Annotated in this window: 20 protein-coding genes; 9 read left to right on the top strand and 11 right to left on the bottom strand. The window is 63.4% G+C overall.

The features are described from left to right. Positions 1-9: 9 nt before the first annotated feature. Positions 10-1,665 carry a long-chain-fatty-acid--CoA ligase gene (locus CCOS191_RS14680; protein ID WP_046855848.1) on the top strand — a complete coding sequence of 552 codons (1,656 nt, stop codon included), beginning with the start codon at positions 10-12 and terminating at the stop codon, positions 1,663-1,665. Positions 1,666-2,137: 472 nt separating this feature from the next. Here the strand turns inward: CCOS191_RS14680 and CCOS191_RS14675 are convergent, their stop codons facing one another. The 10 genes from CCOS191_RS14675 to CCOS191_RS14630 form a co-directional block, all read right to left on the bottom strand. Further along, positions 2,138-2,287 carry a hypothetical protein gene (locus CCOS191_RS14675; protein ID WP_046855847.1) on the bottom strand — a complete coding sequence of 50 codons (150 nt, stop codon included), beginning with the start codon at positions 2,285-2,287 and terminating at the stop codon, positions 2,138-2,140. A gap of 78 nt (positions 2,288-2,365) precedes the next feature. Continuing rightward, complete coding sequence (locus CCOS191_RS14670) at positions 2,366-3,232, bottom strand: NAD(P)-dependent oxidoreductase (RefSeq protein ID WP_046857805.1); 867 nt, start codon at positions 3,230-3,232, stop codon at positions 2,366-2,368. A 117-nt stretch (positions 3,233-3,349) separates the two neighbouring features. Continuing rightward, positions 3,350-4,729 (bottom strand): aspartate aminotransferase family protein, encoded by a 1,380-nt coding sequence (locus CCOS191_RS14665; protein ID WP_046855846.1) that lies wholly within the window; start codon positions 4,727-4,729, stop codon positions 3,350-3,352. Between the two features lie 96 nt (positions 4,730-4,825). Next, positions 4,826-6,079 carry an aspartate aminotransferase family protein gene (locus CCOS191_RS14660; protein ID WP_046855845.1) on the bottom strand — a complete coding sequence of 418 codons (1,254 nt, stop codon included), beginning with the start codon at positions 6,077-6,079 and terminating at the stop codon, positions 4,826-4,828. A 43-nt stretch (positions 6,080-6,122) separates the two neighbouring features. After that, the gene (locus CCOS191_RS14655) at positions 6,123-7,547 is read right to left on the bottom strand and encodes a gamma-aminobutyraldehyde dehydrogenase (RefSeq protein WP_046855844.1); all 1,425 of its coding nucleotides are present in this window, start codon (positions 7,545-7,547) and stop codon (positions 6,123-6,125) included. 79 nt (positions 7,548-7,626) lie between these two features. Then, the gene (locus CCOS191_RS14650; protein ID WP_046855843.1) at positions 7,627-8,958 is read right to left on the bottom strand and encodes an APC family permease; all 1,332 of its coding nucleotides are present in this window, start codon (positions 8,956-8,958) and stop codon (positions 7,627-7,629) included. 12 nt (positions 8,959-8,970) lie between these two features. Continuing rightward, a complete protein-coding gene (locus CCOS191_RS14645; RefSeq protein WP_046855842.1) occupies positions 8,971-10,128 on the bottom strand; it encodes an iron-containing alcohol dehydrogenase in 1,158 nt (385 codons plus the stop codon). Positions 10,129-10,346: 218 nt separating this feature from the next. Continuing rightward, on the bottom strand, positions 10,347-11,222 hold the full coding sequence (locus CCOS191_RS14640) for an alpha/beta fold hydrolase (protein WP_046855841.1): 876 nt from the start codon (positions 11,220-11,222) through the stop codon (positions 10,347-10,349). Then, the gene (locus CCOS191_RS14635; RefSeq protein WP_046855840.1) at positions 11,219-12,745 is read right to left on the bottom strand and encodes a flavin-containing monooxygenase; all 1,527 of its coding nucleotides are present in this window, start codon (positions 12,743-12,745) and stop codon (positions 11,219-11,221) included. The genes CCOS191_RS14640 and CCOS191_RS14635 overlap by 4 nt, the downstream gene beginning before the upstream one ends. A gap of 261 nt (positions 12,746-13,006) precedes the next feature. Further along, positions 13,007-13,588 (bottom strand): TetR/AcrR family transcriptional regulator, encoded by a 582-nt coding sequence (locus tag CCOS191_RS14630; RefSeq protein ID WP_046855839.1) that lies wholly within the window; start codon positions 13,586-13,588, stop codon positions 13,007-13,009. 319 nt (positions 13,589-13,907) lie between these two features. Here CCOS191_RS14630 and CCOS191_RS14625 point away from each other — a divergent pair, with 319 nt between their 5' ends. The 8 genes from CCOS191_RS14625 (at position 13,908) to CCOS191_RS14590 (ending at position 25,326) form a co-directional block, all read left to right on the top strand. Continuing rightward, positions 13,908-14,795: a phytanoyl-CoA dioxygenase family protein gene (locus CCOS191_RS14625; RefSeq protein ID WP_046855838.1), complete on the top strand. Its 888-nt coding sequence runs from the start codon at positions 13,908-13,910 to the stop codon at positions 14,793-14,795. Positions 14,796-14,860: 65 nt separating this feature from the next. Then, on the top strand, positions 14,861-16,228 hold the full coding sequence (locus CCOS191_RS14620) for an NAD(P)/FAD-dependent oxidoreductase (RefSeq protein WP_046855837.1): 1,368 nt from the start codon (positions 14,861-14,863) through the stop codon (positions 16,226-16,228). Between the two features lie 73 nt (positions 16,229-16,301). After that, positions 16,302-16,964 carry a hypothetical protein gene (locus CCOS191_RS14615; RefSeq protein ID WP_231867437.1) on the top strand — a complete coding sequence of 221 codons (663 nt, stop codon included), beginning with the start codon at positions 16,302-16,304 and terminating at the stop codon, positions 16,962-16,964. Between the two features lie 475 nt (positions 16,965-17,439). After that, positions 17,440-18,861 (top strand): DUF1329 domain-containing protein, encoded by a 1,422-nt coding sequence (locus CCOS191_RS14610; RefSeq protein WP_046855836.1) that lies wholly within the window; start codon positions 17,440-17,442, stop codon positions 18,859-18,861. Positions 18,862-18,887: 26 nt separating this feature from the next. Continuing rightward, positions 18,888-20,534: a DUF1302 domain-containing protein gene (locus tag CCOS191_RS14605; protein ID WP_046855835.1), complete on the top strand. Its 1,647-nt coding sequence runs from the start codon at positions 18,888-18,890 to the stop codon at positions 20,532-20,534. Positions 20,535-20,542: 8 nt separating this feature from the next. Beyond that, entirely contained in the window at positions 20,543-22,957 is a 2,415-nt protein-coding gene (locus tag CCOS191_RS14600) for an efflux RND transporter permease subunit (protein ID WP_046855834.1), read from the top strand. Positions 22,958-22,967: 10 nt separating this feature from the next. Continuing rightward, a complete protein-coding gene (locus CCOS191_RS14595; RefSeq protein WP_046855833.1) occupies positions 22,968-23,930 on the top strand; it encodes a WD40/YVTN/BNR-like repeat-containing protein in 963 nt (320 codons plus the stop codon). A 142-nt stretch (positions 23,931-24,072) separates the two neighbouring features. Further along, positions 24,073-25,326 carry a PucR family transcriptional regulator gene (locus CCOS191_RS14590; protein ID WP_046855832.1) on the top strand — a complete coding sequence of 418 codons (1,254 nt, stop codon included), beginning with the start codon at positions 24,073-24,075 and terminating at the stop codon, positions 25,324-25,326. Positions 25,327-25,342: 16 nt separating this feature from the next. Here CCOS191_RS14590 and CCOS191_RS14585 read toward each other — a convergent pair whose 3' ends face one another. After that, complete coding sequence (locus CCOS191_RS14585; protein WP_046855831.1) at positions 25,343-25,711, bottom strand: Mor transcription activator family protein; 369 nt, start codon at positions 25,709-25,711, stop codon at positions 25,343-25,345. Between the last annotated feature and the right edge of the window lie 194 nt (positions 25,712-25,905).

Below are 25,905 nucleotides of genomic sequence, written 5' to 3'. Positions count from 1 at the left end.
GGACCCGTCATGATAAACCCGAGCCTGGAACACGAACTGGCCCCGAATGCGGCCAACCATGTGCCGCTGTCGCCACTGTCGTTCCTCAAGCGCGCCGCGCAGGTCTATCCGCAGCGCGACGCGGTGGTGTACGGCGACCGCCGCTACACCTACCAGCAGTTGCACCAGCGCAGCCGGGCCCTGGCCAGCGCCCTGGAGCGGGTCGGCGTGCAGCCGGGCGAGCGCGTGGCGATCCTGGCGCCGAACATCCCCGAGATGCTCGAGGCGCACTATGGCGTGCCCGGCGCGGGTGCCGTGCTGGTGTGCATCAATATCCGCCTGGAGGCGCGCAGCATCGCGTTCATCCTGCGCCATTGCGCGGCCAGGGTACTGTTGTGCGATCGCGAATTCGGCGCGGTGGTCCACCAGGCGCTGGCGATGCTGGACACGCCGCCGCTGCTGGTGGGCATCGATGATGCCCAGGCCGAGGGCGCCGACCTGGCGCCGGACCTGGACTACGAAAGCTTCCTGGCCCAGGGCGATGGCAACCGGCCGTTGAGCGCGCCGCACAACGAATGGCAGTCGATCGCCATCAACTACACATCCGGCACCACCGGCGATCCCAAGGGCGTGGTGCTGCATCACCGCGGCGCCTACCTCAATGCCTGCGCCGGAGCGCTGATCTTCCAGCTCGGCCCGCGCAGCGTCTACCTGTGGACCCTGCCGATGTTCCACTGCAACGGCTGGAGCCATACCTGGGCGGTGACCCTGTCAGGCGGCAGCCATGTGTGCCTGCGCAAGGTGCAGCCCGAGGCGATTCACGCCGCCATCGCCGCGCATGGCGTGACCCACCTGAGCGCCGCGCCGGTGGTGATGTCGATGCTGATCCATGCTCCGGCAGGCGCCGCGCCGTCCCAGGCGGTGTCGGTGATCACCGGCGGCGCCGCACCGCCCAGCGCGGTGATTGCCGCCATGGAGGCGCGTGGCTTCAGCATCACCCACGCCTATGGCATGACCGAAAGCTATGGCCCCAGTACTTTGTGCCTATGGCAACCAGGCGTCGACGAGCTGCCGCTGGAAGCTCGCGCGCGGTTCATGAGCCGCCAGGGCGTGGCCCATCCGATGCTCGAGGAAGCCACGGTGCTGGATACCGATAGCGGCCAGCCGGTGCCCGCCGACGGGGCGACCCTGGGCGAGCTGGTGGTGCGCGGCAACACGGTGATGAAAGGCTACCTGCATAACCCCGAAGCCACCCGCAGCGCCCTGGCTGGCGGCTGGCTGCACACGGGCGACCTCGCCGTGCTGCATCCCGATGGCTATGTGGAGATCAAGGACCGGGCCAAGGACATCATCATTTCCGGCGGCGAGAACATCAGTTCGCTGGAGATCGAGGAGGTGCTCTACCAGCATCCCGAGGTGCTCGAGGCTGCCGTGGTGGCGCGGCCCGATTCGCGCTGGGGCGAAACCCCGCATGCCTTCGTCACCCTGTGTGCCGAGGCCCAGGGAGATATCACCGGCGAAGAGCTGATCCGCTGGTGTCGCGAGCGCCTGGCGCACTTCAAGGCGCCGCGGCATGTGTCGTTGGTGGCGTTGCCGAAGACGGCCACCGGCAAGATCCAGAAATTCGTCCTGCGCGAATGGGCTCGCCAGGCGGCCGCTGCAGCCAGTGACCGGCCGGAAGGGTGAGCCCTGGTATTCGAGTCATCGCTGCTTGCGCAGCCCTGTGTCCTGTGTGATAGGGCACACCAGGTGTCCGCCGCAAATTTTGCAGCGCCTGGCAGATCGAGCGCCGCCCGCGCGGCGCATCGCTGGCAAGCCAGCTCCCACATCTGTTTCGGGCCAATCAATCCTCTGAGTTCATCGCTGTCCGCCCTGGTGCCTGCCTTGAGACAGGTGGGGCGCCAGCAGTGCCCGCACTGAAACCGCGTCGAACCAACAAGGCGTAAAGCCGCGGCGGCGCAGGCATAACTGGCCCGAAATAAATGTGGGAGCTGGCTTGCCAGCGATGCGCCGCGCGGGCGGCGCTCGATCTGCCAGGCGCTGCAAAACTTGCGGCGGACACTTGGAGGCCCTGCCACGGTCAATAGCCCTCGCACTCAAAGACCTTGAAAGGGATGGCCCTTGGAGCGCGTTGACCGGCGCCAACAACGCCATTGCCCTAGTAACCCCGGAAGATATCGCCGATGCTCGCGATCGGGTGCGCCGCGTGCGCACCCGATCGATTGGCCATGGCAGACCGCGGGGCGTAGACCGCCGTCAGGAACAGGGCAAGTGTCACGCTGGCAACTAGTAAGGCAAAGATACGCATGGGAACCTCCAGCTTTGTTTTTGTAATTACCGTCGAGTCTGGTCCGTGGCGTTGGCTAAAGCCTGATAAAGCGCGCCATTAAATAGTCCTTTGTGCGGTCGTTTCGGGAGGGTTGGCCGCTGCGAACACCTGGGTGGCCGCCACGATGTCCTGATCGCCGTAGCCCATGGATTCAGCCCGTTGCACGACCCCGCATACGGCGTCGAAGACCGGCGTCCAGGCCCCTTGCGCGTGCAGCGCCTGGGCGATGTGGGCGAAGGCGCCGGCATGCACATCGAGCCTGGCCTGATCGCCTGCGAAGTCCTGCGCTTCGAGTCGGCGTACCGCTTCCTCGAGCGCATCGCTGATGAAGAACCGTGATGTGTCGAGCAGCAGCCTGGCCGTCTCCGCCACCGGCAGGCCGAAGCGCTCGCTCGCGCCCACGGCCTCGAAGAACGCCACCATCGTGGCGAATGCCTGAGCGTGGAGCACAGTGGCAAAGGCCAGTGCTTCGTCCCATGGCAGGAACATCGTTTGACCGGCCAGCGCTTCGAGCAGCGCCCGATGCTGCTCGAAACCCTCACGATCGCCGGTATGCAGGGTGTGGCTCTGGCGATGACCGACGTTGCGCGGGTAGGCCACGATCATCCCTTTGACGTACAGGCCGCCAGCGGCGTTGACCAGCGCCTGGAGCGCCAGGCCCTCGTCGCGGCCGTTGGTGGTGTAATCGACCACTGTGCGACCTGCGAGCGCAGCCATCACCCCCGGCATGCCAAGCACGCCATGGGTCGCCTGGTCGTCCAGCAGCACGAAGACCGTGACCGGGCTTGCGCTGAGCGCGGCGTGAGCCGAGTCGCACAGCTGAGCACCAGCGGCGACCAGCGCCGCCGCTTTGCCAGGCGATCGGTTCCACACCGCCACGCGTTTGCCTTGCTTGAGAAATGCATGGGCCATGATTGTGCCCATGGCGCCGAGCCCGACTACTGATACATCGAAGTCGAAGCGCTGGTCATTTTGTGTGCTCACATTCCAACCCTCATGATTTTTGTTTTAGGTGTCCAGGACGCGGGTGCGGTGTTTCGCCTACAACAGGTTCTGTACGCGGGCCCAGTCAGTCGCGTCGGCCAGCGTGCGTTCGAAGGCGCCGAAGATCGCCTTGATATCGGCTTGGGTGCAGATCAACGGCGGACAGAAGGCGATCGTGTCGTAGATGGCGCGAATGATCAGTCCGTGCTTGTGCGCCTGTTTGAACACATAGCTACCCAGGGTACCGGGCTGGGCGAACGGTTGCCCGGTGGCCTTGTTCGCCACCAGTTCGATGGCGCCCACCAGCCCGACACCGCGCACATCGCCCACCAGCGGATGGTCGGCGAATGCGCGCAGACGGCGCTGGAATTCAGGGGCCAGGCGCTGGACCTGGCCCACCAGGTCGCGCTCTTCGATGATGCGGATGTTTTCCAGCGCCACCGCAGTGGCGACGGGATGGCCCGTGCAGGTCAGGCCATGGGCGAACGCTCCCAAACGCTGGCTCTGGCTGAGCAGGACGTCATGGATGGCATCGGACACCAGCACGGCGGCCAGGGGCTGATAGGACGAGGTGAGCTGCTTGGACAGCACCATGATATCGGGCTGGATCCCGTACAGCTCGGCGCCGAACATCGTCCCGAGCCTGCCGAAGCCGGTGATGATCTCGTCGATCACCACGAGGATATCGTAGCGTCTGCACACCGCCTGGATCGCCGCCCAATAGCCTTGGGGAGGAGGAACCACGCCGCCTGCGGCCATCACCGGTTCGCCGATGAACGCCGCGATGGTTTCCGGGCCCTCGTCGAGGATGTAATGCTCCAGCTCGTCCGCCAGGCGCGCCGAAAAGGCTTCCTCGGTCTCGCCGGGCCGGGCGAATCGATAGAAGTTCGGGCAGGTCAGGTGATGCACCGGGATGGTCGGCAGATCGAAATCACGGTGCATCGACGGGATGCCGCTCAAGCTTGCGCAGGCCACGGTGGCGCCGTGATAGGCCTGCTGGCGCGAGATGAACTTCTTCTTGGCGGGCTTGCCCAGTGCGTTGTTCACGTACCAGACCATCTTCACCACCGAGTCGTTGGCCTCGGACCCTGAGTTGGTGAAGAACACATGGTTCAGATCGCCGGGCGCAAGCTCCGCCAGCTTGGCGGCGAGCGCCGCGGCCGGGGCGTTGGTCTTGTGGCTGAAGCTGTGGTAGTAGGGCAGTTGCCTGAGCTGCTCGACGGCGGCGTCGACCAGGCGCTGTTCGCTGAAGCCCAGTGCAACGCTCCACAGGCCCGACATGGCTTCGATATAGGCATTGCCCTGTTCGTCGAAGACCCGCACACCGTCACCTGCGGTGATGACCAATGGCCCGATTTCCTGATGCTGGGCCAGGTTGGTGTTGGGGTGAATGAGTGCTGCCAGATCGTTGCGCGCGGTTGCAGTAAGCGTGTTCATTGGTTCATGTTCCTGTCGCAGGCACAGATTGCCCGCGAATGAGCAGGTTGCCGGCGCCCCATGGATCGTCATGGAGCGCACGGCAGGATCCTGCGGTTATTGGCCAAGCGCTGCCGCGACCGCTTCGCCGAACGCCTTGAGGCCCTGTTCGAGCTGCTCGGTCGGGGTGTTCACCGGTGGCATCAGCTTGATGATTTCGCCGTTCGGCCCGCAGCGGTCGACCAGCACGCCCGCCTGCAGCACGCGCTGCTGGGCATCCTTGGCCAAGGCCACGTTGCCGCGACCGAAATCGATGCCGGCGATCATGCCGCGACAGCGCGCGGAGGCGACCCCTGGAATCTCGGCGTAGCCGGCGACCGCGCGTTCCATGGCCGCGCAGTTGGCGGCCAGCAACTTCAGGAACTGCTCGTCGCGCCAATAGCCGAGGGCGATCTGGGCGGTGAGGAACGCCAACTGGTTGCCGCGGAAGGTGCCGATATGATCGCCCGGCTCCCAGACATCCAGCCCGGCGCCGATCAACACGATGGCCATGGGCAGGCCATAGCCACCGATTGATTTGGCGCAGGTGATCAGGTCAGGGACCACCCCGGAGCGCTCGAAGCCGAAGAAGTCACCGGTGCGGCCGCAGCCAGCCTGGATCTCGTCGCAGATCAGCAATACCCCGTGCGCCCGGGTCCACTGGCGCAGGCGCTGCAACCATTGGTTTGAGGCCACGTACACGCCAGCCTGGATCTGCACGGATTCGACGATCACCGCCGCCGGCAATTCCGAGCCGCTGCCTTGGTCATTGGCCAGGCGCTCGAGGAAGCCGATGCTGTCGAACTCGCCGTAAGGGCTGTCTTCGTAGGGCACGAATACCACGTCGGTGGACAGCCCCGGGCCGCGCCGGGTGCGGTTGCCGGTAACGGCCAGCGCACCGGCCGTCATGCCGTGGTAGGCACCATAGAACGACACGATCTTGCTCCGCCCGGTCGCTTTGCGCGCCAGCTTCAATGCCGCCTCGACGGCATCGGCGCCGGTCGGGCCGGTGAACTGCACCTTGTAGTCCCAGCCGCGCGGCTTGAGCAAGTCGCGTTCCAGCGCCTCGAGGAACTGGCGCTTGGTGGTGGTGTGCAGGTCCAGGGCATGGGTCACGCCGTTGGCCGACAGGTACGCGATCAGCGCATCGCGCATGCGCGGGTCGTTGTGGCCGTAGTTCAGGGCACCGGCGCCGGCGAAGAAGTCCAGGTACTCGCGGCCATCCTCGCCGCGGATCTTGCTGCCCTGGGCGGTATCGAAGACCAGCGGCAGGTCGCGGCAATACATCCGCACGTTGGACTCGAGCCGTTCGAATGTCTCGATGTTGTTCATGCATAACCTCTTGAAGTGATCGGGCAACGTTTGCTTGGCGCTATCAGTGCTTGAACATCACGTGGCGCACCACGGTGTAGTCTTCCAGGCCATACATGGACAGGTCCTTGCCATAGCCGGACAGCTTCACGCCGCCATGAGGCATCTCGCTCACCAGCATGAAATGGGTATTGACCCAGGTGCAGCCGTATTGCAGGCGCGCGGCCAGGCGATGGGCGCGGCCGACATCGGCGGTCCACACCGAAGAGGCCAGGCCGTAGTCGGAGTCATTGGCCCAGGCCAGCGCCTGGGCTTCGTCCTCGAACGACGAGACCGTCACCACCGGGCCGAAGATCTCCCGGCAGACCACCTCGTCGTCCTGGCGGGCACCGGCCAGGACCGTCGGTTCGAAGAAGAACCCGCTACCTGCGGCGCGCTTGCCACCGGTGACGACTTCGATATGAGGCACTTCCCGGGCACGCTTGACGAAGCCTTCGACGCGGCCCAGGTGCTCTTCGGTGATCAGCGGCCCCATCTCGGTCGAGGGGTCATCCTGCAGCCCGCACTTGATGCTGGCCACGGCCTCGCCGAGCTTGCGCACGAACTCGGGGTAGACCGACTTCTGCACATACAGGCGGCACGCGGCGGTACAGTCCTGGCCTGCGTTGTAGAAGCCAAAGGCACGAATGCCTTCGACGGCCGCGTCGATATCGGCATCGTCGAAGATCAGCACGGGGGCCTTGCCGCCCAATTCCATGTGCATGCGTTTGACGCTGTCGGCGGTGCCCTCGATGATCCGGCTGCCGGTGCGCACGGAACCGGTCAGCGACACCATGCGCACTTTGGCGTGGCTGGTCAGCGGCTCACCAACCGTGGCCCCCCGACCATGGACGATGTTGACCACGCCGGCAGGGAAGATCTCGGCCAGCAGTTCACCCAGTTTCAAGGTGGTCATCGGCGTGTGTTCCGAGGGTTTCAGCACCACGGTGTTGCCACCGGCCAAGGCCGGGCCGAGTTTCCAGGCCGCCATCAGCAAGGGGTAGTTCCACGGTGCGATGGAGGCGACCACGCCGACCGCATCGCGACGAATCATCGAGGTGTGCCCCGGGATGTACTCGCCCCCGGCCGAACCTTGCAGGCAGCGCACGGCGCCGGCGAAGAAGCGGAACACGTCCGACACTGCCGGCAGCTCGTCCTGCAGCACGGCGGTGTAGGGCTTGCCGCAGTTGTCGGCTTCCAGGCGCGCGAACACCGCTGCCTGGGCATCGATGCTGTCGGCGAGCTTGAGCAGCAGGGCCGCGCGGTCCTTGGGCGGGGTTTGCGACCAGGCTTCGAAGGCCGCATCGGCACTTTGCACCGCGGCCTCTACCTGGGCTTGACTGGCCTCGGTGGTTTGCACCAGGACGCTGCCCAGGGAGGGGTTGTACACGGCCAGTTCGTCGCCTTCGCCGGCTACCAGGGCACCATTGATCAGAAGTTTGCTTTGCATGTCGATTCTCGCCATTTAACGGCGCGGCCAAAGGCCGGCCTTGTGATTGTCGTCAGAGCATTCGATTGAAACGGGGTCGCTATACCAATGCCTCAGGGACGGGGCTGCGGAAGAAGCTGGTGCGGCAGGCCAGGTAGACCAGCCCCAGGCCGAGCCAGCAACTGCCCATGATCAGCGCGTCTTTATCCAGGCTGATCAGCATCCACCCGGCCGTGACCAGGCCGATGAGCGGGAACAGCACGCCGCGCAGCAGGCCGGCGCCATCCTTGACGCGGGCATCGAAGGTGAGCCGCAATGCACACAGGTTGACAGCGGTGAAGGCGACAAACGCGCCGAAGTTGACCAGCGACGTCGCGGTGGCGATCGTCAAGGCAAAACCGGCCGTGCCGAAAACGCCGCAGAGCAGGATGTTGAAGGCCGGGGTCTTGAAGCGCGGATGCAGGACACCGAACACCTTGCGCGGCAGCTGGTTGTCCCGGCCGAGGGCGTAGAGCAGCCGCCCCACGCTGGCCTGGAACGACATGCCGGCGGCGAAGTGGGCAATGATGATCCCCGCCAGCACCACGGCGAAGAACACGTCACCGCCGATCATCCGGGCGATCTCGAAGGCGGCCCCGTCCACCAGCTCGAAGCTGGGGGAGGGATGGGCCAGGTACATGAAGTACGAGGAACCGACGTAGACCGAACCGCCGATCAACGCGACCAGCAGGATGGCGCGTGGCAGCGTTCGGCCCGGGTCGCGGGTTTCCTCGCTCAGCGTGGACAGCGCGTCGAAGCCCAGGAACGAGTAGGCGGCGATGGCGGCGCCGGCCATGCTGGTGGCGAAGGGCACGTCCTGGTTGAAGAACGGCTTGGCCGACAGCAGCCCGCCAGGGCCGTTGGCCGCCACGATGTAGTGCACGCACAGGCCAAGGAACACGACGATGATAGCCAGTTGCGCGACCATCAACAGCACGTTGAAGCGGTTGGCGACCTGGATGCCGAGGACATTGAGCACTGAAGTGGTGACGATGAAGCCGCTGATCCACACCCACTGCGGAACGTCTGCAAAGGCCATGTTGAGGTAGCTGGCGCCGAGCAGCCAGATCAGCATCGGGATGAAGAAGTAATCGAGCAGCGCAGCCCAGCCCACCATGAACCCGAGATTGGCATTGAGCATCTTGCGGGTATAGGTGTAGGCCGAGCCGGCTACCGGGAATACCCTGACCAGCCGCCCGTAGCTCAACGCCGTGAACACCACGCCGGTCGCCGCGATCAGGTAGGCCATCGCCGTGGTGTTGCCGCTGGCCTGGGTGATCACGCCGTAGGTGCCGAAGACGATTAGCGGGGCCAGGAACGCCAGGCCGAACAGCAGCACCGAGAACGGCCCCAAGGTGCGCCGCAACGAGGCGCTGGAGGTTGAATGACTCATGCCACAGCCCTCCTACGCGACGAAGTGGTAAGCGGTGGTGATGATGTCGTGATAGGCCTCGACGGACATCGCCTTGGCATTGCTGGCGTCCGAGAAGTTCAGCTTGGATTTTTCGGCGATGGCCTGGAAGTCTTCCTCGCGCACGCCCCTGACCTCGGCGAAGCAGGGAATGCCCAGGTCCTTGCTCATCTGGAACAGATGGCCCACGGCGGCCTCGGCGGCGTCCACCGGCGCCAGCGTCGGGTCGATCCCCAGCGCGTAGGCCACCTGGGCGTGGCGGAGGATGTCGGCATCGCGGTTGTGGCCGAAGACGAAGGGCAGGAAGATCGCGTTGCCGACGCCGTGCGGCGTGTCGTACATGCCGCCGATCGCTTCGGAGATGCAGTGCACGCTGCCGACGTCGGCGTTGCCGAATGCCATGCCGGCGATCAGGCTGGCCACCAGCATCTGCTCCCGGGCCTGCTGATTGTCCGGCTCCTGCACCGCCGCCTTGAGGTGCTGGCTGATCAGGCGGATGGCATGCAGCGCCAGGCCGTCGCTGATCGGGTTCGCCACGCGGCAGGTGTAGGCCTCGATGGCATGGGTCAGGGCATCCATGCCGGTGGCGGCGGCGATCGACGCGGGCAGTGTGTCGGTGATGTGCGAGTCGAGCAGTGCCAGTACCGGGCCAATGCGATAATCCAGCACGTTCATCTTGAAATGACGGGCGGTGTCGGTGATCACCGAGAAGCAGGTCACTTCGCTGCCGGTGCCTGCGGTGGTCGGGATGGCGACGATCGGCGGTATGGCGTGGGTGAGGGTGAACGACCCTTCGTAGTCCTCGATCCGACCCTCGTGGGTGAGCAGCAGGCTGATGGCCTTGGCCGCGTCCATCGCGCTGCCGCCGCCCACCGCCAGCAGACCGTCGATGCCGTTGCCACGATACTGCTGCGCGGTGCGGTTGATGTCTTCGCTGCGCGGGTTGGCCTTGATGTCCGCGACTTCCTCGTAGGCGATACCTGCCTTGTCCAGGCTGGCATAGACGCTGTCCAGCAGGCCGGCGGCCTTGACTCCGGCATCGGTCACGATCAGCACCCGTGCCAGGCCGAGGCCCTGGAGATGTTCGCCGGTGCGCTCGCGCAGGCCAGGTTCCATCACGATCTTGCTGGGGAGTAAGAACTTGAATTCCATACGTACCTCTTGCTCAATTGTTGTCATTGTCGAAAGGGCAGTGGAGGAGCACCCGCGCCTGGTCGCGGTCGGCCGCTCAGGCGTGTGATGTGTGGCCTGGCGCTTTGGCGCAAGCCGGTATGTTGTTGTTTTGGGTTGTATTGCAACGTGCTGCTAAAGGTCTCCAGTGGAATAAAAAGAGGGGCGGCCAAGCTGCACGCCCCTAAAGAAAATTGTTGTTAACGCAGGTGCCCCGTCAGCAGGGACAGCAGCGTGGTGGACAGGCACGCCGGAAAGTCATGCCCCATCCCGGGCAGCAACACCAGGTTGGAACCACGGATCGCCGCCGCCGTGGCGTAGCCGCCGCTGGTGGCGACCATGAGGTCCTTTTCCCCATGGATGACCAGGGTGCGGCAACGAATCCGCTGCAACTCCTCGGTGCGGTCGGCGGAGTTGATGATCGCGCCGATCTGCCTGGCGGTACCGAGGTTGCTGGCCTCGCCACCACCTCGCTCCCAGGCCAGCTGGGCATAATCACGCAAGGCAGGCTCGTTCCACTCGAGGGTCGAGCCGATCAGGCGCATGATGTCCACGTAGTCGCGAACGCTTTCCTTCTCGCTGCGCGGCGGGCGGCGCAGCAGTTGCAGAAGGGCCTTGAGCGCAGGCTGGCCGACGCGCAGCGAACCTGTGGTGGAAAAGATCGACGTGAGGGTCCTGACCCGCTGCGGGTAACGCGCGGCGAGGGTCTGGGCGATCATGCCGCCCATCGACATTCCCACGACATGCGCCGCTTGCAGCTGCAAGTCGTCCATCAAGCCGATGACGTCGTTGGCCATGTCGCCCAGGTCATAGCCTGCGGTGCGCTTGCGCAGGAACTGTTGCAGCGTCGTCGGGGGCGCCACGTCGGTAAAGAACGATCTGCCCGAGTCACGGTTGTCCAGCGTGATGACCCGCAACCCTTGTGCGACCAGCCCGGCGATGAGCGCTTGCGGCCAGTAGGTCAGCTGCAGCCCGAGGCCGACGATGAGCAGGACCGCCGGGGCACCCTCGACACCGTAGCTGCGGTAGCAGAGCTTGCCTTTGCCCGGTAGCTCGCAGAAGTGATCACGGCTCATCGGCGGCTACCTGGCTGTTGCAGTTCGACGCCGGCATGCACCGGCACGTTCGGTACGCTGCTGAAACTGAGGCACTTTTCCGCCACTGTGCCGCGGCGCAGCAGTTTGATATCGCGGAAGTAGTCCATCGACATCACCCAGGGTTCACACGGCCCCTGGCGCGGCATGCTGTCGAGCGCGCGCTGCACATAGCCGGCACCAAAATCCAGCAGAGGCCGGGTTTCGATCCCGGCCGGCGCCTTCGGCTCGCAGACGTTGTAGCCTTCGCGCGCCATGAAACCGAGCAGGCGGCAGAAGTGGTCGCACAGCAGGCAGACCTTCAAGGTCCAGGACGAGTTGGTGTAGCCCACCGCGAAAGCGAAGTTGGGCACGCCGGAGAGCATCATGCCTTTGTAGGACAGGGTCTCGCTGAGCACCACCGGCTTGCCGTCCTTGTGCAGGGTGATGCCACCGAACATTTGTACGTTGAGACCGGTGGCCGTGATGATGATGTCGGCCTCCAGCGTCCTGCCCGATTTGAGCAATACGCCGGACTCGGTGAAGCGCTCGATATGGTCGGTGACGATGTCGGCCTTGCCGGCACCGATGGCTTTGAACAGGTCGCCCTCGGGCACCGAACACAGACGCTGGTCCCACGGGTTGTAGGGTGGATTGAAGTGCACGTCGACCGGGTAGTCCTTCGGCAACTCCTTGCGGGTCAGCCACAGCAGCAGTTTTTTCGAAAGCTTGGGGAAGCGCTGGCAGAAGCCCCAGAACGCCAGGGTGATCTTGGCGTTCTTGTAGCGCGTCAGGGAGTAGGCGGTTTGCGCCGGCAGCACCTTGCGCAGGAACGCGGCAACCCCGTCATTGGCCGGCTGATTGATGATGTAGGACGGCGTGCGCTGCAGCATGGTGATGCTGGCGACCTTGTCTGCCATGGCCGGAATCAGCGTCACCGCGGTCGCGCCACTGCCGATGACGACCACGCGCTTACCCGCATAGTCGAGGTTCTCCGGCCAGTGTTGCGGGTGAACGATCTGTCCTTTGAACTGCTCGGTGCCCTCGAAGCGGGGGGTGAAGCCCTGGTCATAGCGATAATAGCCACCTGCACTGAACAGCCAGCGGCATTCGAGTGTACGCACCTGAGCCGTCTGGCCCTCCTCGATGCGCACTGCCCACAGGCCCCTGTCGCTTTGCCAGTTGGCCGAGACGACTTTCTGCTGGTACTGGATGAACGGCTCCAGCTGGTACTCGTCGATGGCTTCGCGCAGGTACTCGAGAATATCCGCGGCATCGGCAAGGGATTTCGCCTTGGTCCAGGGCTTGAAGTCGAAACCGAAGGTGTAGAGGTCCGAGTCGGAGCGGATGCCGGGGTAACGGAACAAATCCCAGGTGCCACCCATGCGTTCGCGGGACTCGAGAATCGCGAAGGTCTTGTCCGGTTGATGACGTCGCAGGTAGGCCGCCGCGCCGATGCCAGACACACCGGCTCCCATGATCAAAATGTCGAGCGGCTCAACCGGAAGAGCAGTGTGCGAGGACATGTCGCCTCCTATTGTAGTGTTATAGAGACTGATCTTTTGACTTGATCATTTGACCAGAATAGGGCGGCCGATTGTGCGGAGCAAGGTGCAAAATGCACCGGCTCGCCATCGTTTTGAGATGATTTGCACCTTCACGATTCGCCGGTCAGTACAGCGGTTGACGGACAAGCTCAGGGCGGCGGGGAGGAGTGGGCGAGGTGCGCCCACCTGGGAAATGCGGATTGCCGTGCGGTGGCGCAGCCCGGCAATCCAAAAGGCGTCTCAGTAACTGGCCACCAGCAGCTTGACCGCCTGGCAGGCGGTCTCGGTTTCGCTTTCGAGGCGCACACGGTCGCCGTGGGCGGACCAGGCCAGCATCAGGCCGTCGAACAGGTTGATCAGCAAGCGGCTGACGGTGGCCACTGCGGCCTGGTCCAGCGCCGAACCGGTGACTTTGGCGATGGCCTGCTGGGCCGCGTCGATGGACACGGCATAGATCTTTGTCGCCATTTCGGGGTTGTTGCGCAGGTTCCAGCAAAACAGTTCGAACTGTGTGGTGGCCATTTCCGGGTGGGCGGTGAACCAGTTGACCAGCTGGCGCAGCATTTCGCCCACCGATTCAGCTGCCGTGGCACCCGCCGGCACGTGCTGCAGCGATTGCTGCGGCAGGTTGATCAAGGACTCGTAGACGGCATAGAACAACTCGTCCTTGGTGTGGAAGACATAGTGCAACGAAGCCAGCGGAGAGTCAGCCGCCGCTGCGATACGCCGCGTCGTGGCGTTGGCCACCCCATGTTCCGCGATCACCTTCACGGTGGCCTCGATGAAATCCTGCCTGCGCTCTTCTGCGCCAATTCGAGCCATAGAGCGTTCTCCTTTTCGATGTTGTCGCCGGCCTCTTGGTCCGGCGTCGACGGTGACGAATGCTATCGCAAGGAGGGGCCTCGATCCATGCGTCGAAGCACTCCTGCGCCAAGGAACATGAAACAGCATGAAAAATAGTTAAATCAAACGACTTGATCAATTGACCATGTTCGGTAATGATGATTTTCACACCCAGGCACCACCGCACTGCGCAAGTACTGCAGGGAAGGGGATGGCCTGGTCGGCACTGGCGAGTTGAGCCACGTTGCCCAGCTTCGCTGGATCAGAACAATGACAAAACCAGACAGGTACAAAGCAGATGGATACACGAACGCTCTCGACGCTCGGCAGCGATGCATCGGTCGAGCAGGTGGTGGAGATCATTCGGCGTGACGGTGGGGTCATCATTTCCGACCTGGTCTCGCCGGCCACGCTGAACGCCCTGCGCGACGAACTGGACAGCTACCTGAATGTCACCCCTTGCGGCGTCGACCCCTATTTCGCGGGCACCCAGACCCGGCGTGTCGCGCGGATCATCGGGCGCAGCGACACGGCTGTCGAAGTAGCGATGAACCCGCTGTTCCTCGGCGTGGCCAGGCAGATCCTGCAAACCCCCACCCACGTCTGGGTAGGCAGTGACCGCATCGAGATGGCGCCCGATATCCAGCTGAGCATCACCCAGGCCATTCAGATCGGCCCGGGCCAAGGCCTGCAACCCCTGCACCGTGATGATGCCACTTCGTTGTGGCGCCACCCCCAGTACGGGCGTGAGGCGCGGCTGCAAATGATGCTGGCGATTTCCGATTTCACCGAAGAGAACGGTGCGACCCGTGTCATCCCTGGTAGCCATCTGTGGGATGACGAGCGCATGCCGACCCAGGAAGAAACCGTCGCCGCGCAAATGCCGGCAGGTTCCGCATTGCTGTGGATGGGCTCGGTTTACCACGGCGGTGGCGCCAATACGTCCGCAGCCCCGCGCACCGGCCTGACCATGGCTTATGACCTGGCCTTCCTGCGTCTGGAAGAGAACCACTTCCTGTCCATTCCCATCGAGCGCGTTCGCCAGCTCCCGGCAGAAATGCAACGTCTGCTGGGCTGGAGCGCCAGCTCCACGTTGCTCGGCTGGGTGGAAATCGATGGCCAGATGCGCGACCCGCAAGAGCTCCTGAACATGCCGGCATTCTCCGAGCCTGGAAAAGGGTTCTGACAGTTCCGAACAGTCCTGGGCCGCTTCGGATGCAAGCAATGGCCGGTATTCTGGGAGTCATGTAGATGAATGCAGTGAACAAAGCAGCCCCTGGTGACGCTGCACCGTTGAAGTTTCGCAGCCTGGGTGGATGGGTGGAGCGCCCCGCCGATCTGCAGCCGTCGCTTGAAGGGCACGTGAAGGCCGATGTCATCGTGGTCGGCGCCGGTTTTGCCGGGCTGTCGACCGCGCTGGAGCTGAGGGCGCTGGGCGCGCAGGTGATCCTGCTGGAGCAGGAGTTCGCCGGCTTCGGCGCCAGTGGCCGCAATGCTGGTTACCTGCTGGGCAGCATGGGTATCGAGTACGACATGTTCGTCAAGCGTTTGGGGGTCGAGCAGGCAACGCAGTTCGTCAGGTTCTATGACGAGGCTGTGCCCTACGTGGAAGGCCGAATGAAGGCGCTGGGCATCGACTGTGATTACAACCCCTCCGGCGTGCTGCGCGCAGGTGTTCATGCCAGCCAGGAAAAGCGCTTGCGGGAAAACATGGCGCTGGGGCAAAAGCTGGGGGCCGTGTCCCGCTTCGTGGACGGCGCCGAGATGCGGGCGCGGGGAATTCCGCCGGCCTTTCTGTTCGCGGCCGAGCAGTGTGGCGGCACCCTTAACCCGGGGAAATATGTCGCCGGCCTGCGCCGCGCGGCCATCGAGGCCGGCGTGAAACTCTATGAGCGCACGCCGTTGCTCTCCTTCAGCGAAGGGCCGGTCATTACCTGCAAGACTGCCCACGGCAGCGCGACCGCGCCGGTGATGGTATTGGCCACCAATGCCTATACCCCGCAGTTGGGGGTGTTGCGCAACAAGGTCGCGGCGATTCGGGTGTCGGCGATCGAAACGCAACCGCTCTCGCCGCAGCAGCTCGCTGCCGTGGGCTGGCAGGGGCGCGAAGGCATCATCACGCCGCATTACACCATGGAAAGCCATCGTCTGACGGCACACGGCACCATGGTGTTGACTGTCAAGAAGCTGGGTTATGCGTACGGTTCGAAGACGCCCAATATCCCGGACCAAGGCGCCTATGCGGCACTGGCGCAGGTACTGCGCGAACGCCATCCAGCCATGCACGGGCTGGGCATCCAGCATTGCTGGAGTGGCTATGTCAGCGGTGCGTATGACTTCCTGCCGGTGATCGGTGCCATGGGCGAAAAGCAGAACATTCTCTACACCACCGGCTGCTCGGGCCACGGGCTGGGCACCCAGTCATATGTCGGGTCGCTGTTTGCCGCGCAAATCAACGGCAAGACACCAGAACTGCTGACGGCCATGCAGCACAAGACGCCGTCCATGCTGCCTGAGCCCTTGCAATGGTGCGCTATCCATTCCGCGTTCGCGGCGGCCAAGTTACTGGATGATTGGACCGATAGAAAAGTGCGTAAACACAATGCCAGCAAAGGCTGATTGCAGTTGATGTCGCTGTCCTGTGCAACGGGCTGCGGGATAACGCCGCGACCCTATTGAAGAGGCTGTTATCGTGGAACTAATAGATGTGTTCGCGCTGGTCGCGTGCGTGCTGCTGGTGATATGTGGTTTAGGTTATGGCGCGGCATTCATCAGGCAAAAAAATTATTTGCTCGGTGTCGAGTTTCTGATCGTGGGTATATCCGCAACGAACTTCACGACGTTCATCGCCACCGGCTGGCAGACCAACTACAATATTGCCATTTTTCTCGACGCGTTTTCCCGTGGTGTCGGCGTGCCGATTATTGTAACGCTCGGGTTGATGGCCGTGACGCATAATTACAAGCCGACACCGGCGAAAGATTTCATATTGTTTTTGCTGTCTTTCATTGCCGCGGCTATTTACTTTCTCTCGTCGGCGTTCAAGCCATGGCTCCCTTATTTCTATGTGCTGATGTGGTCGATCGCCACGGTGTACCTGCTCTACTTCACGTGGCGACTGGCGCGTGCGGGCGAGATTTTGCACGCGTTGGCCACATTCCTGGGGGCGGCAGCGGGCTTGACGATTGCACTAAGGTACGACTTCTTCCCGATCCCGGGGGATGACACGAAGATGATATTCATGACCTGTGCCTTCGTGACCTGGTCCTATTCGATGGCGCAGTTGTTCTATGCCTATGGTGCACTTCAGCGCTCCCGAAAAGTTTGTGCGCAGGGCATGCTGCACTCGCATTGACGCAACAGTATCTACGCGCTTCATCCTTTTTCAGCATGTTATATCTGGTATCTACTCCATGGCGGGCCGAAGGCCTGCTTCTTTGCCGCCCCTCGGGGCGGTTTTTTTATGGGTGACCTATTCGCGTCAAGAATGAGGCTGGATAAGCGGAAAGTATAGAGCGGTCCGGTAGTGTCAGCTTCGTCAGGGGCGAAGTTTTTATACGGCGCACCAAGAACAAGCATCTTTTAGTAACACATGTTTCCTTACTTCCCATCAGAGTGCAGACGCTGGGCACCTATAAAGCGATAAACAATTCCAACTAGCTGATTTATCTGATGTAAACCGCCTGTAAGGCGTTTTGGCATATGGTTTGCGTGTTGATCACATGACATGGTCAAGTGATCATGTCGGGTGACCGAGATACGTCAGGCACCGATTTTCCCACCCGGAAGATCGAACAGCCGGTCAAAGCCATTTGTTTGAGGATCCCCCCATGAAAGAAGTCACTGCACGGCTGGAAGGTGAACTGTCCGCCCGGCGTATTTTCAGGCAGCTGCTGGTTACCCTGGCGGCGTCGACCGCGATCTGTTCGGTGCAGGCCGCGCCCCAGGGGGCCGAGGCGCTGGGCTCGAAGCTGACGCCGCTGGGTGGTGAAGTCGCCGCCAGCTCAAACGGCGATATTCCGGCCTGGAACGCCCCGGGGCCGCAAGGGACGGGCTGGAACTACGGCCAGGTACGCGGGGAGCACTGGAAGTTCAAGGGCGACAAGCCCCTGTACAGCATCGATGCGAGCAATGTGGCGCAGTACGCGAGCAAGCTTGCTCCCGCCCAGCTGGAACTGTTCAAGAAGATTCCGGGCTACCGCATGGAGGTCTACCCGACCCGTCGGACCTGCGATGTACCGGCCTTCGTGGCTGAGAACACGCGCAAGAACGTGGGCTTCGCCAAGCTCGACGCCACCGGGGTCGCCCTCGAGGAAGCGCATTTGCCGGGTGCCCCGTTCCCGATGCCGAGCAATGGCGCCGAGGTGATGTGGAACATGAAGATGCGTTACCGCGGCGTGGGCGTCGAAATCCCGAAAAGCATTTCGGGCATCTCGCCGCGCAAAGGCGGGGAGTGGCTGCGCCAGTCCACCGACACCTTCTTCTTCACCCCCTGGGGCAAGAAGGGCGACAACCTGTTCTCCTCCGTCGGCCGTCTGGAAAACGCCACCTTCTTCAATTACCTGGAGCCTGCCGCCCTGGCTGGCCAGTCCGCGGTGCAGACGGCCGTGGCCGGCGAGCAGGCCACGACCTTCTACTACTTCCCCGGCCAACGTCGCGTACGGCGCATGCCGTCGTACTCCTACGACGCGCCGCAGATCGGGCTGGACAACCAGTACACCGTGGATGAGGCGAACGTCTTCTTCGGCACCATGGATCGCTTTGACTGGAAACTGGTTGGCAAGCAGGAGCTGCTGGTGCCGTACAACGCCTTCGGTGCCTATGACACCGCCGCCAAGGTGGAGGCGTTCGCCGGCAACGATTCGATCGCGCCGCAGGCGCGTCGCTACGAGCTGCATCGGGTCTGGGTGGTCGAAGCCAATGTCCGCCAGGGCATGCGCCACCAGGCGCCAAAACGCATGTTCTACATCGACGAGGACAGCTGGAACCCACTGTTGGCCGTCGATTACGACAAGCAAGGGCAGATCTGGAAGGTGCGTGAAGGTTTCTCGATCCCCGTCTACGAGACCGGTACCTGCGATGTGCAGGCCCAGGTCCAGTACAACCTGGTCGATGGCCGCTACCTGTTCGACATGACGTCGGTCGGTGTTGGCAAGAACGATATCCGCTGGCTCACCGAGGACGGCAGCAGCCCACGCCTGAAACGCGACTTCTTCACCTCCGATAACCTGCGAGCCATCAGCGAACGCTAAAGAACGACGTCAGATCGAGAGCCAGCATGAAAAGAATAATTAGCAAAGCATCAGGCCTTGTCATCGTGTGCACCACCCCTCTGGCAATGGGGTTTACCTTCGAAACCGAAACCCTCAATGGTTCGTTCGACTCCACCATCACCGCCGGCATGGGCGTACGTACGGAATCGCGCGGCTGCAACCTGATCAACCAGGGTGCCACCGGGCACAATGTGCCGTCCGGCTGCCTGGCGCAGAGTTCGGGCGTGGCGGATCAGGGCGACCTGAACTACGACCGCGGCGACATGTTCACCAACTATCTCAAGGGTACCCACGAGCTGTTGCTGAAGATGCCCGAGGACGTCACCTTCATGGCGCGCGGTACCTGGATCCGCGACTTTGCGGCCACCGATACCACCGGCACGCGCTCGTTCAACACCCCTGAAAGCATCGGCAGCAGCGGCCTTGGCAAAGATGCTCGCGACGATCTCGCCTTCAAGGCTCGCCTGCTCGATCTGTGGGTGAGCAAAGGCTTCGACGTGGGCGGGCAGCGGGTCCGGGCGCGCCTGGGTAACCAGGTGATCAACTGGGGCGAGAGCCTGTTCGTGGCTGGGGGTATCAACAATACCAACGCCTACGACTATCAAGCCCTGGCCCGTCCGGGGGTGCAGCTCAAGGAGGCCGTGCTGCCGGCGCCGATGCTCAGTGTCGCCTCCGGCCTGGGCTCGGGGGTCAACGTCGAGGCCTACTATCAATTCCGCTGGAACAAGAGCGAGCTGCCGCCGGTGGGCAGCTACTGGTCCACCACCAACGCGCTCGGCGAGGGCAGGGGCGAGTACGGGTTCTCCGAGAACAAAGCCCGGGACAGCGGCCAGTGGGGCCTTTCGCTGCGCTGGCAACCGGAGGACAGCGACGTCAACTATGGCTTCTACGTGATGCGCTACCACGACAAGACGCCGTCGTTGCGCGTGGATATTCTCGACCCGGACACCTTTGCCGCCGCACCCTCCTGGCGCTACCAGGAAGACCGGATGATGTATGGCGTCAGCGCCAACATGCCGATCGGCGACTGGGCCGTCGGTACCGAGCTGTCCTACCGGCCAAAGGATTCGGTGATGCTCAACCCGGTCGTCGACCTGTGTTCGAGCAATGGCGGCAAATGCTGGAAGGACGAGAAGAAGTTCCAGTGGCACCTGACCGGCCTTTACAGCTTCACGCCGTCCAACTCGCCGACGCTGCTGGATTTCACTGGCGCCAGCACCGGTACCTTGCTCACGGAGCTTGTGGTCATCAAGTACCCGGGGCTGCATGACCAGGTCAACGGCGAGCCGCTCGCCGCCGGCCTCAATGCCTGGCAGCTGGACCCTGCGACCGCGCCGAAGTCCCGTGGCGACAAGACCTCGTCGGGCATCAATCTGGACTTCAGCATAACCTACGACGGCACCTTGCTGCCGGGCTGGCAGGTCACCCCGGGAGTGTTCTACGCACGCTCGCTGAGCGGGCGCACGCCGAACCTCACGGCCACCTTCACCAAGGACGCGAGCAGCATGAACTTCTACCTGAACTTCGTGCGCAACCCGGCCAGTTGGCAGGTGTCCCTGAACTACGCCAAGTTCATGGGCGGCGATACCCCTTACGACCAGCTGTATCGTGACCGCGACTATGTCGGCATCGCGATCTCCCGTACCTTGTGAGGCCTCCTGTGAACGGTTCTGTAAAACTGACAGAGGTCCAGGCGCGTGGCGTGTTGTCACGCGTCGAGCGGGTCTTGTTTGGACATCGTCGGCTGGTGCTGGCGGGCCTGGCCGTGTTCACCCTGATCATGGCCTGGTTCGCGGTGCAGTTGCGCATGGACGCCGGCTTCGAAAAGCAGTTGCCGGTCGGCCATGAATACATCCAGACCTTCGAAACGTACCGCAACGACCTGATGGGCGCTAACCGCCTGACCATCGTGGTCAAGGCGCGCAAGGGCGATATCTGGAGCGCCCCCGGGCTGAAGCGGCTGTATGACGTGACCCAGGCGATCAGCTTCCTGCCGGGGATCTCGCGCAGCAGCGTGCGCTCGTTGTGGACGCCCAATGCCTTCGTCAACGAGATTACCGAAGAAGGCTTTCGCGCCGATCCGCTGGTGCCGGGCACGGTTTCGCCCGAGCACCTGAACGACCAGGTCATCGCCTCGATCGCCAACTCCACCGCGCAAGGGGGCTTCATCGGCACCCTGGTGTCGCGTGACCAGAGCAGCGCGATGATCACCGCGGAGCTCAACGAGTACGAGGCCGACGGGACGCACCTGGACTATGTCGCGTTCAATCACCGCCTGGAAAAAGAGCTACGCCAGCAGTTCGAAGATGGCGATTTCGAAGTGCAGATCATCGGCTTCGCCAAGCAGATCGGCGACATCGCCGACGGCGCTTCGGCGGTGCTGGAGTTCTGCTTGCTGGCGCTGCTGCTGACTGCGGCGGCGGTGTACTGGTATTGCCATTCGCTGCGCTTCACCCTGCTGGCGCTGGTCTGTTCGCTGGCCTCGCTGGTCTGGCAATTCGGCAGCTTGCGTCTGCTCGGCTATGGGCTCGACCCGCTGGCGGTGCTGGTGCCGTTTCTGGTGTTCGCCATCGGGGTTTCCCATGGCGTGCAGCAGATCAACTTCATCGTCCGCGAGATCGCCATCGGCAAGAGTGCCGAAGCGGCGGCACGTTCGAGCTTCTCCGGGTTGCTGATCCCGGGAACGCTGGCGCTGGTAACCGCACTGGTGTCTTTCGTGACGTTGCTGCTGATCCCGATCCCGATGGTGCGGGAACTGGCGATCACCGCATCGCTCGGGGTGGCCTACAAGATCATCACCAACCTGCTGATGCTGCCCTTGCTGGCGTCCATGCTGCGGGTCGACGACAGGTACGCGGCGGCCCAGGAGGTGTCCCGGCAGCGCCGTAGCCGCTGGTTGCGTGGCCTGTCGCGGCTGGCCGAGTGGCGCAACGCGCAGTGGGTACTGGGCGTGGCGCTGGTGATCTTTCTGGTGGCGATCTGGCAAAGCCATGACCGTGTCGTCGGTTCGTTGCAGGCCGGGGCCCCGGAGTTGCGCGAGGACTCGCGCTTCAACCGCGATGCCGTGTCCATCGCCAACAACTATGACATCGGCCTGGACTGGCTCAGCGTGGTGTTCGAAGCCAGGCCGGGGGAGGTTGGCGATGGCGTGCCGGCGGCGTGCGAGGATGTCGCGGCGGGCCAGTACCAGGACCGTTTCGTCTGGGCCATGCAGGGCGTGCCCGGGGTGCTGTCGGTGGCGTCGTTCTCCAGCAACCTGCGCCAGTTCAACGAGGGTTACAACGAAGGCAACCCGAAGATGGCCGTGGTGCCCATCGACCCGATGAACTACGCGGCGCTGGCCACCGAGGTGGCGCGCACGCCCGGCCTGGTGCGCACCGACTGCAGCATGTCTGCCGTGCACCTGTACCTGGCCGATCACAAGGCCACGACGATCAACCGGGTGGTGGCGGCGGTCAAGGCGTTCCGTAGCGAGTATCCGCAACCGGGGCTGTCGATCCGCCTCGCCTCGGGTAACGCCGGTGTCCTGGCGGCGATCAACGAGGAGGTGGAGAAGAGCGAGACGCCCATGCTCCTGTATGTCTATGCCGCGATTGCTTTGCTGGTGTTCGCGGTCTACCGCGACCTGCGCGCGGTGCTGGTGTGCTGCCTGCCGTTGACCATCGGTACGTTCATTGGCTACTGGTTCATGAAGGAGCTGCAGATCGGCCTGACCATCGCCACCTTGCCGGTGATGGTGCTGGCCGTGGGCATCGGCGTCGACTACGCCTTCTACATCTACAACCGCCTGCAGTTGCACCTGGCCCATGGGCAGTCGATCACCAAGGCGGTCGAGCACGCGTTGCTCGAAGTGGGCGTGGCCACCATCTTCACCGCGATCACCCTGGCGGTGGGCGTCGCCACCTGGGCCTTTTCCGACCTGAAGTTCCAGGCGGACATGGGCAAGCTGCTGGCCTTCATGTTCATCGTCAACATGGTCATGGCCATGACCGTACTGCCGGCATTCGCGGTCTGGCTGGAGCGGGTATTCCCGCGCAAGCGCCCCGTGCGCATGATCGGCGCGCTGCTGCACTGAGGAGAGAAACATGCGATTCAGGGGTTCATTGATCGCGGCGGTGCTCGCCGCGACATTGCCGTTGCTGTCTGCCCGGGCCGAGCCCTTGCAGGCAGTGCCTGCCGTGCAGGCGAGCAATGCCACGCAAGCGACCATGCTGGATGCCGTGTGGGCCGGTCAGCGGGTGGTCGCGGTGGGTGATCACGGCGTGGTGTTGTTGTCAGACGATCAGGGCAAGCGCTTTCGCCAGGCGCGTTCGGTACCGGTGTCGACCCAACTGACAGGTGTATCGTTCGTCGACGCCGAGCACGGTTGGGCGGTCGGCCACTGGGGCGCGATCCTGGCCACCACCGACGGTGGCGAGTCGTGGCAGATCCAGCGCTTGTCCAGCGACGAAGATCGGCCGCTGTTCGCCGTGCACTTCTTCAATGCCCAACAGGGCGTTGCCGTGGGGCTGTGGTCGTTGCTGCTGACCACCGAGGATGGTGGCAAGACCTGGACCGAGCAATCGTTGCCGCCGCCACCAGGTGCCAGGAAGGCCGACCTCAACCTGATGGGGCTGTTTGCCGACAGCCACGGCACGTTGTACGCCACCGCCGAGCATGGGCAGCTGTTGCACTCCGGGGACCATGGCAAAAGCTGGGGTTACCTGGATACCGGCTACACAGGCACCTTGTGGTCCGGGGCTGTGCTGAACGACGGCAGCCTGTTGCTCGGTGGCCAGCGAGGCACGTTGCTGCAGGGTGCCAAGGAGGGGAAGGACTTGCGCAGGTTGCCCACCCACGGCAAAGGTTCCGTCACCGCCATGGCGGTAGCGGGTACCCGGGTGCTGGTGGTCGGGCTGGATGGGCTGATGATGCTGAGCGACGATGGCGGGCGCCATTTCCAGGAAAAGCAGTCGGCTGATGGTTTGTCGCTGACGGCGGTGCTGCTCGATGCCGAAGGGGCGCCTATCCTGTTTTCACGTCGCGGTGTCGTGCCCCGTCAGGAGTGACGGTTGCTCATGGCGTTGCACGGCAGAACATGAACTGGCTGTTGCGCGGTTGCCAAGGGCATGCTGAACAGGAGCAATCCGGGGCGACCCGCAGGTATGAGCAACCGCATTTTCCACGGAGTTCTGCGCAATAGGCACCCATATGACCGGTACTTTCTCCCCCTGGCCACGCCCCTCGGAAGCCGTGCGTGAGCTCATTCGCAAGGGCGCCGAGCGTGCTCAGGCGCTGCCGCCGGAGTGGGTCGAGCGGCTGAACCAGGCGCTTTTCACTTCAGCGCAAGATGCGAAGTTGCTGGAAGACCCGGTCATCCTGGCTGCGTTTAGGCGCGCCAACAGGGCAGAGCTACTGCACTGGGCCAACGCCAACATGCAGCGCCCGGGAGAGCCGGTGGAGCCCTATGTGTCGGCCGATATGGTGGATACGGCGAGGGAGCTCGCGCACCGGGGGCTGTCCGAAATGTTGATGAACGTCGCAAGGTCGACGCAGAACACTGCCTGGGAACTGTGGATGAAGATGGCGTTCGGCCTGACGCAAGATCCTGTGGTGCTCGAGGAATTCCTCGATGTGTCCTCGCGCTCGATCTCGGAATTCATCGACAGCAACATGCGTGTGATCACCCGGATCATCCTGGAAGAAAAGCACGCCCAGGCCCATGACGATCACGTGGACAAACGCAGCCTGGTCAGTCGCCTGCTCGATGGCCGCGATGTCGATGCCGAGCAGTTCGCCAGACGCCTGGGCTACAGCCTTGCGCAGAAGCACCAGGCCTTTCTGGTGTGGAGCGAGACGCCCGAAGCGCACATTCGTCCGCTGGAGGACATGGCGCGCGCGCTGGCAAGCCTCACGGGGGCGGGGGCGCCGCTGGTGGTGTTCGCCGGGCCTGCGACCTTATGGGGCTGGAGTGCTGCGACAAGGCCTCTGGACCTCAATGCGCTGCAAGACATGGTTCGTCAGTACCCAGGCGTTCGTGCGGCACTGGGCGCCCCGGCGGCGGGGCTCAACGGTTTCCGTCGCTCCCACCTGGAAGCTTTGACCACCCAGCGGCTGATGGGGCGCCTGGCGGGCGCGCCGCCTGTGGCCAGTATCGATCAGGTGAGGATGGTGTCGTTGATGACACAGGACGCCCGAGCGGCCAGGCAGTTTGTCTTGAGTACCTTGGGGCGCCTGGCCTCGGAGCCGATGGTGCTGCAGCATTCGTTGCGCGCATTCCTGGCCCATGGCTGCAATATCACCCAGACCGCCGAAGTACTGGGTACGCATCGCAATACGTTGCTGCGGCGCCTGGAGCGCGCCCAGGACCTGCTGCCCATTCCATTTGCCGACCACCGTATCCAGATTGCCGCGGCGCTCGAGCTGGTGCTGTGGAGCACACCACTCGAGGACGGCGAAAGCTAGTTCGAGGTCGCCGTTGCTATGCCTGTCTGCGGATGTTGCCAATCTGTCGCAGGCTCAATCCATACTTGTCGGCGAGCAGGCTGCGTGACAGCCCGCTGGCGCTCTCCCGCTGGATTTGCTGGTTGCGCAGCTGGCGCTGGAAGTGGTCGGACTTGGGGATCTCCAGGGCAAGGCCGGCGAAGCGCTGGATCAGCGCATCGAGCGCCTCGGGCGGCAGCACATCGGCCAGTTTGGTGCGTTGGCGATGCTTGGGGATGTACTTGGGGCGTCCGCCAAAGGTATGGGTCAGCCGGTAGGCGCTGTCCAGACCGATGCATTCGATCAGTGCCTGCAGCGACTGAGGCAGTTGGGTGAGGTCGATGTTGCTCAGGTCTGGCATTTCCACGAAATGGTTCCTTCCGTCATTGAGTTTGGCCGGCGCCGAGGTCCCGATGGGCTGCGGCGTGGGTTGCCACGGGGAGGTCCGCGTGGCGTGGCCAGATTTTCGAACAGCGACGGAAAGGGTCGCTAGGCGCGAAGCGGACCGGGGCTTGTAGTCGTCCTTGTCTGTTGTTTGCGGGCAACTGGACGCCTTGAGGT

It is taken from the genome of Pseudomonas sp. CCOS 191, assembly GCF_001007005.1.
GTDB lineage: Bacteria > Pseudomonadota > Gammaproteobacteria > Pseudomonadales > Pseudomonadaceae > Aquipseudomonas > Aquipseudomonas soli.
Note: the sequence above shows the minus strand (reverse complement) of the source record. Positions and strands in the feature narration are given on the sequence as shown.

Coding starts and splice junctions, on each gene's coding strand:
- CCOS191_RS14610 (WP_046855836.1), top strand. CDS start 17,440: ATGAAAGAAGTCACTGCACGGCTGGAAGGTGAACTGTCCGCCCGGCGT.
- CCOS191_RS14670 (WP_046857805.1), bottom strand. CDS start 3,232: ATGGGCACAATCATGGCCCATGCATTTCTCAAGCAAGGCAAACGCGTG.
- CCOS191_RS14625 (WP_046855838.1), top strand. CDS start 13,908: ATGGATACACGAACGCTCTCGACGCTCGGCAGCGATGCATCGGTCGAG.
- CCOS191_RS14620 (WP_046855837.1), top strand. CDS start 14,861: ATGAATGCAGTGAACAAAGCAGCCCCTGGTGACGCTGCACCGTTGAAG.
- CCOS191_RS14660 (WP_046855845.1), bottom strand. CDS start 6,079: ATGAACAACATCGAGACATTCGAACGGCTCGAGTCCAACGTGCGGATG.
- CCOS191_RS14655 (WP_046855844.1), bottom strand. CDS start 7,547: ATGCAAAGCAAACTTCTGATCAATGGTGCCCTGGTAGCCGGCGAAGGC.
- CCOS191_RS14590 (WP_046855832.1), top strand. CDS start 24,073: ATGACCGGTACTTTCTCCCCCTGGCCACGCCCCTCGGAAGCCGTGCGT.
- CCOS191_RS14605 (WP_046855835.1), top strand. CDS start 18,888: ATGAAAAGAATAATTAGCAAAGCATCAGGCCTTGTCATCGTGTGCACC.
- CCOS191_RS14665 (WP_046855846.1), bottom strand. CDS start 4,729: ATGAACACGCTTACTGCAACCGCGCGCAACGATCTGGCAGCACTCATT.
- CCOS191_RS14635 (WP_046855840.1), bottom strand. CDS start 12,745: ATGTCCTCGCACACTGCTCTTCCGGTTGAGCCGCTCGACATTTTGATC.
- CCOS191_RS14650 (WP_046855843.1), bottom strand. CDS start 8,958: ATGAGTCATTCAACCTCCAGCGCCTCGTTGCGGCGCACCTTGGGGCCG.
- CCOS191_RS14645 (WP_046855842.1), bottom strand. CDS start 10,128: ATGGAATTCAAGTTCTTACTCCCCAGCAAGATCGTGATGGAACCTGGC.
- CCOS191_RS14630 (WP_046855839.1), bottom strand. CDS start 13,588: ATGGCTCGAATTGGCGCAGAAGAGCGCAGGCAGGATTTCATCGAGGCC.
- CCOS191_RS14675 (WP_046855847.1), bottom strand. CDS start 2,287: ATGCGTATCTTTGCCTTACTAGTTGCCAGCGTGACACTTGCCCTGTTC.
- CCOS191_RS14595 (WP_046855833.1), top strand. CDS start 22,968: ATGCGATTCAGGGGTTCATTGATCGCGGCGGTGCTCGCCGCGACATTG.
- CCOS191_RS14680 (WP_046855848.1), top strand. CDS start 10: ATGATAAACCCGAGCCTGGAACACGAACTGGCCCCGAATGCGGCCAAC.
- CCOS191_RS14640 (WP_046855841.1), bottom strand. CDS start 11,222: ATGAGCCGTGATCACTTCTGCGAGCTACCGGGCAAAGGCAAGCTCTGC.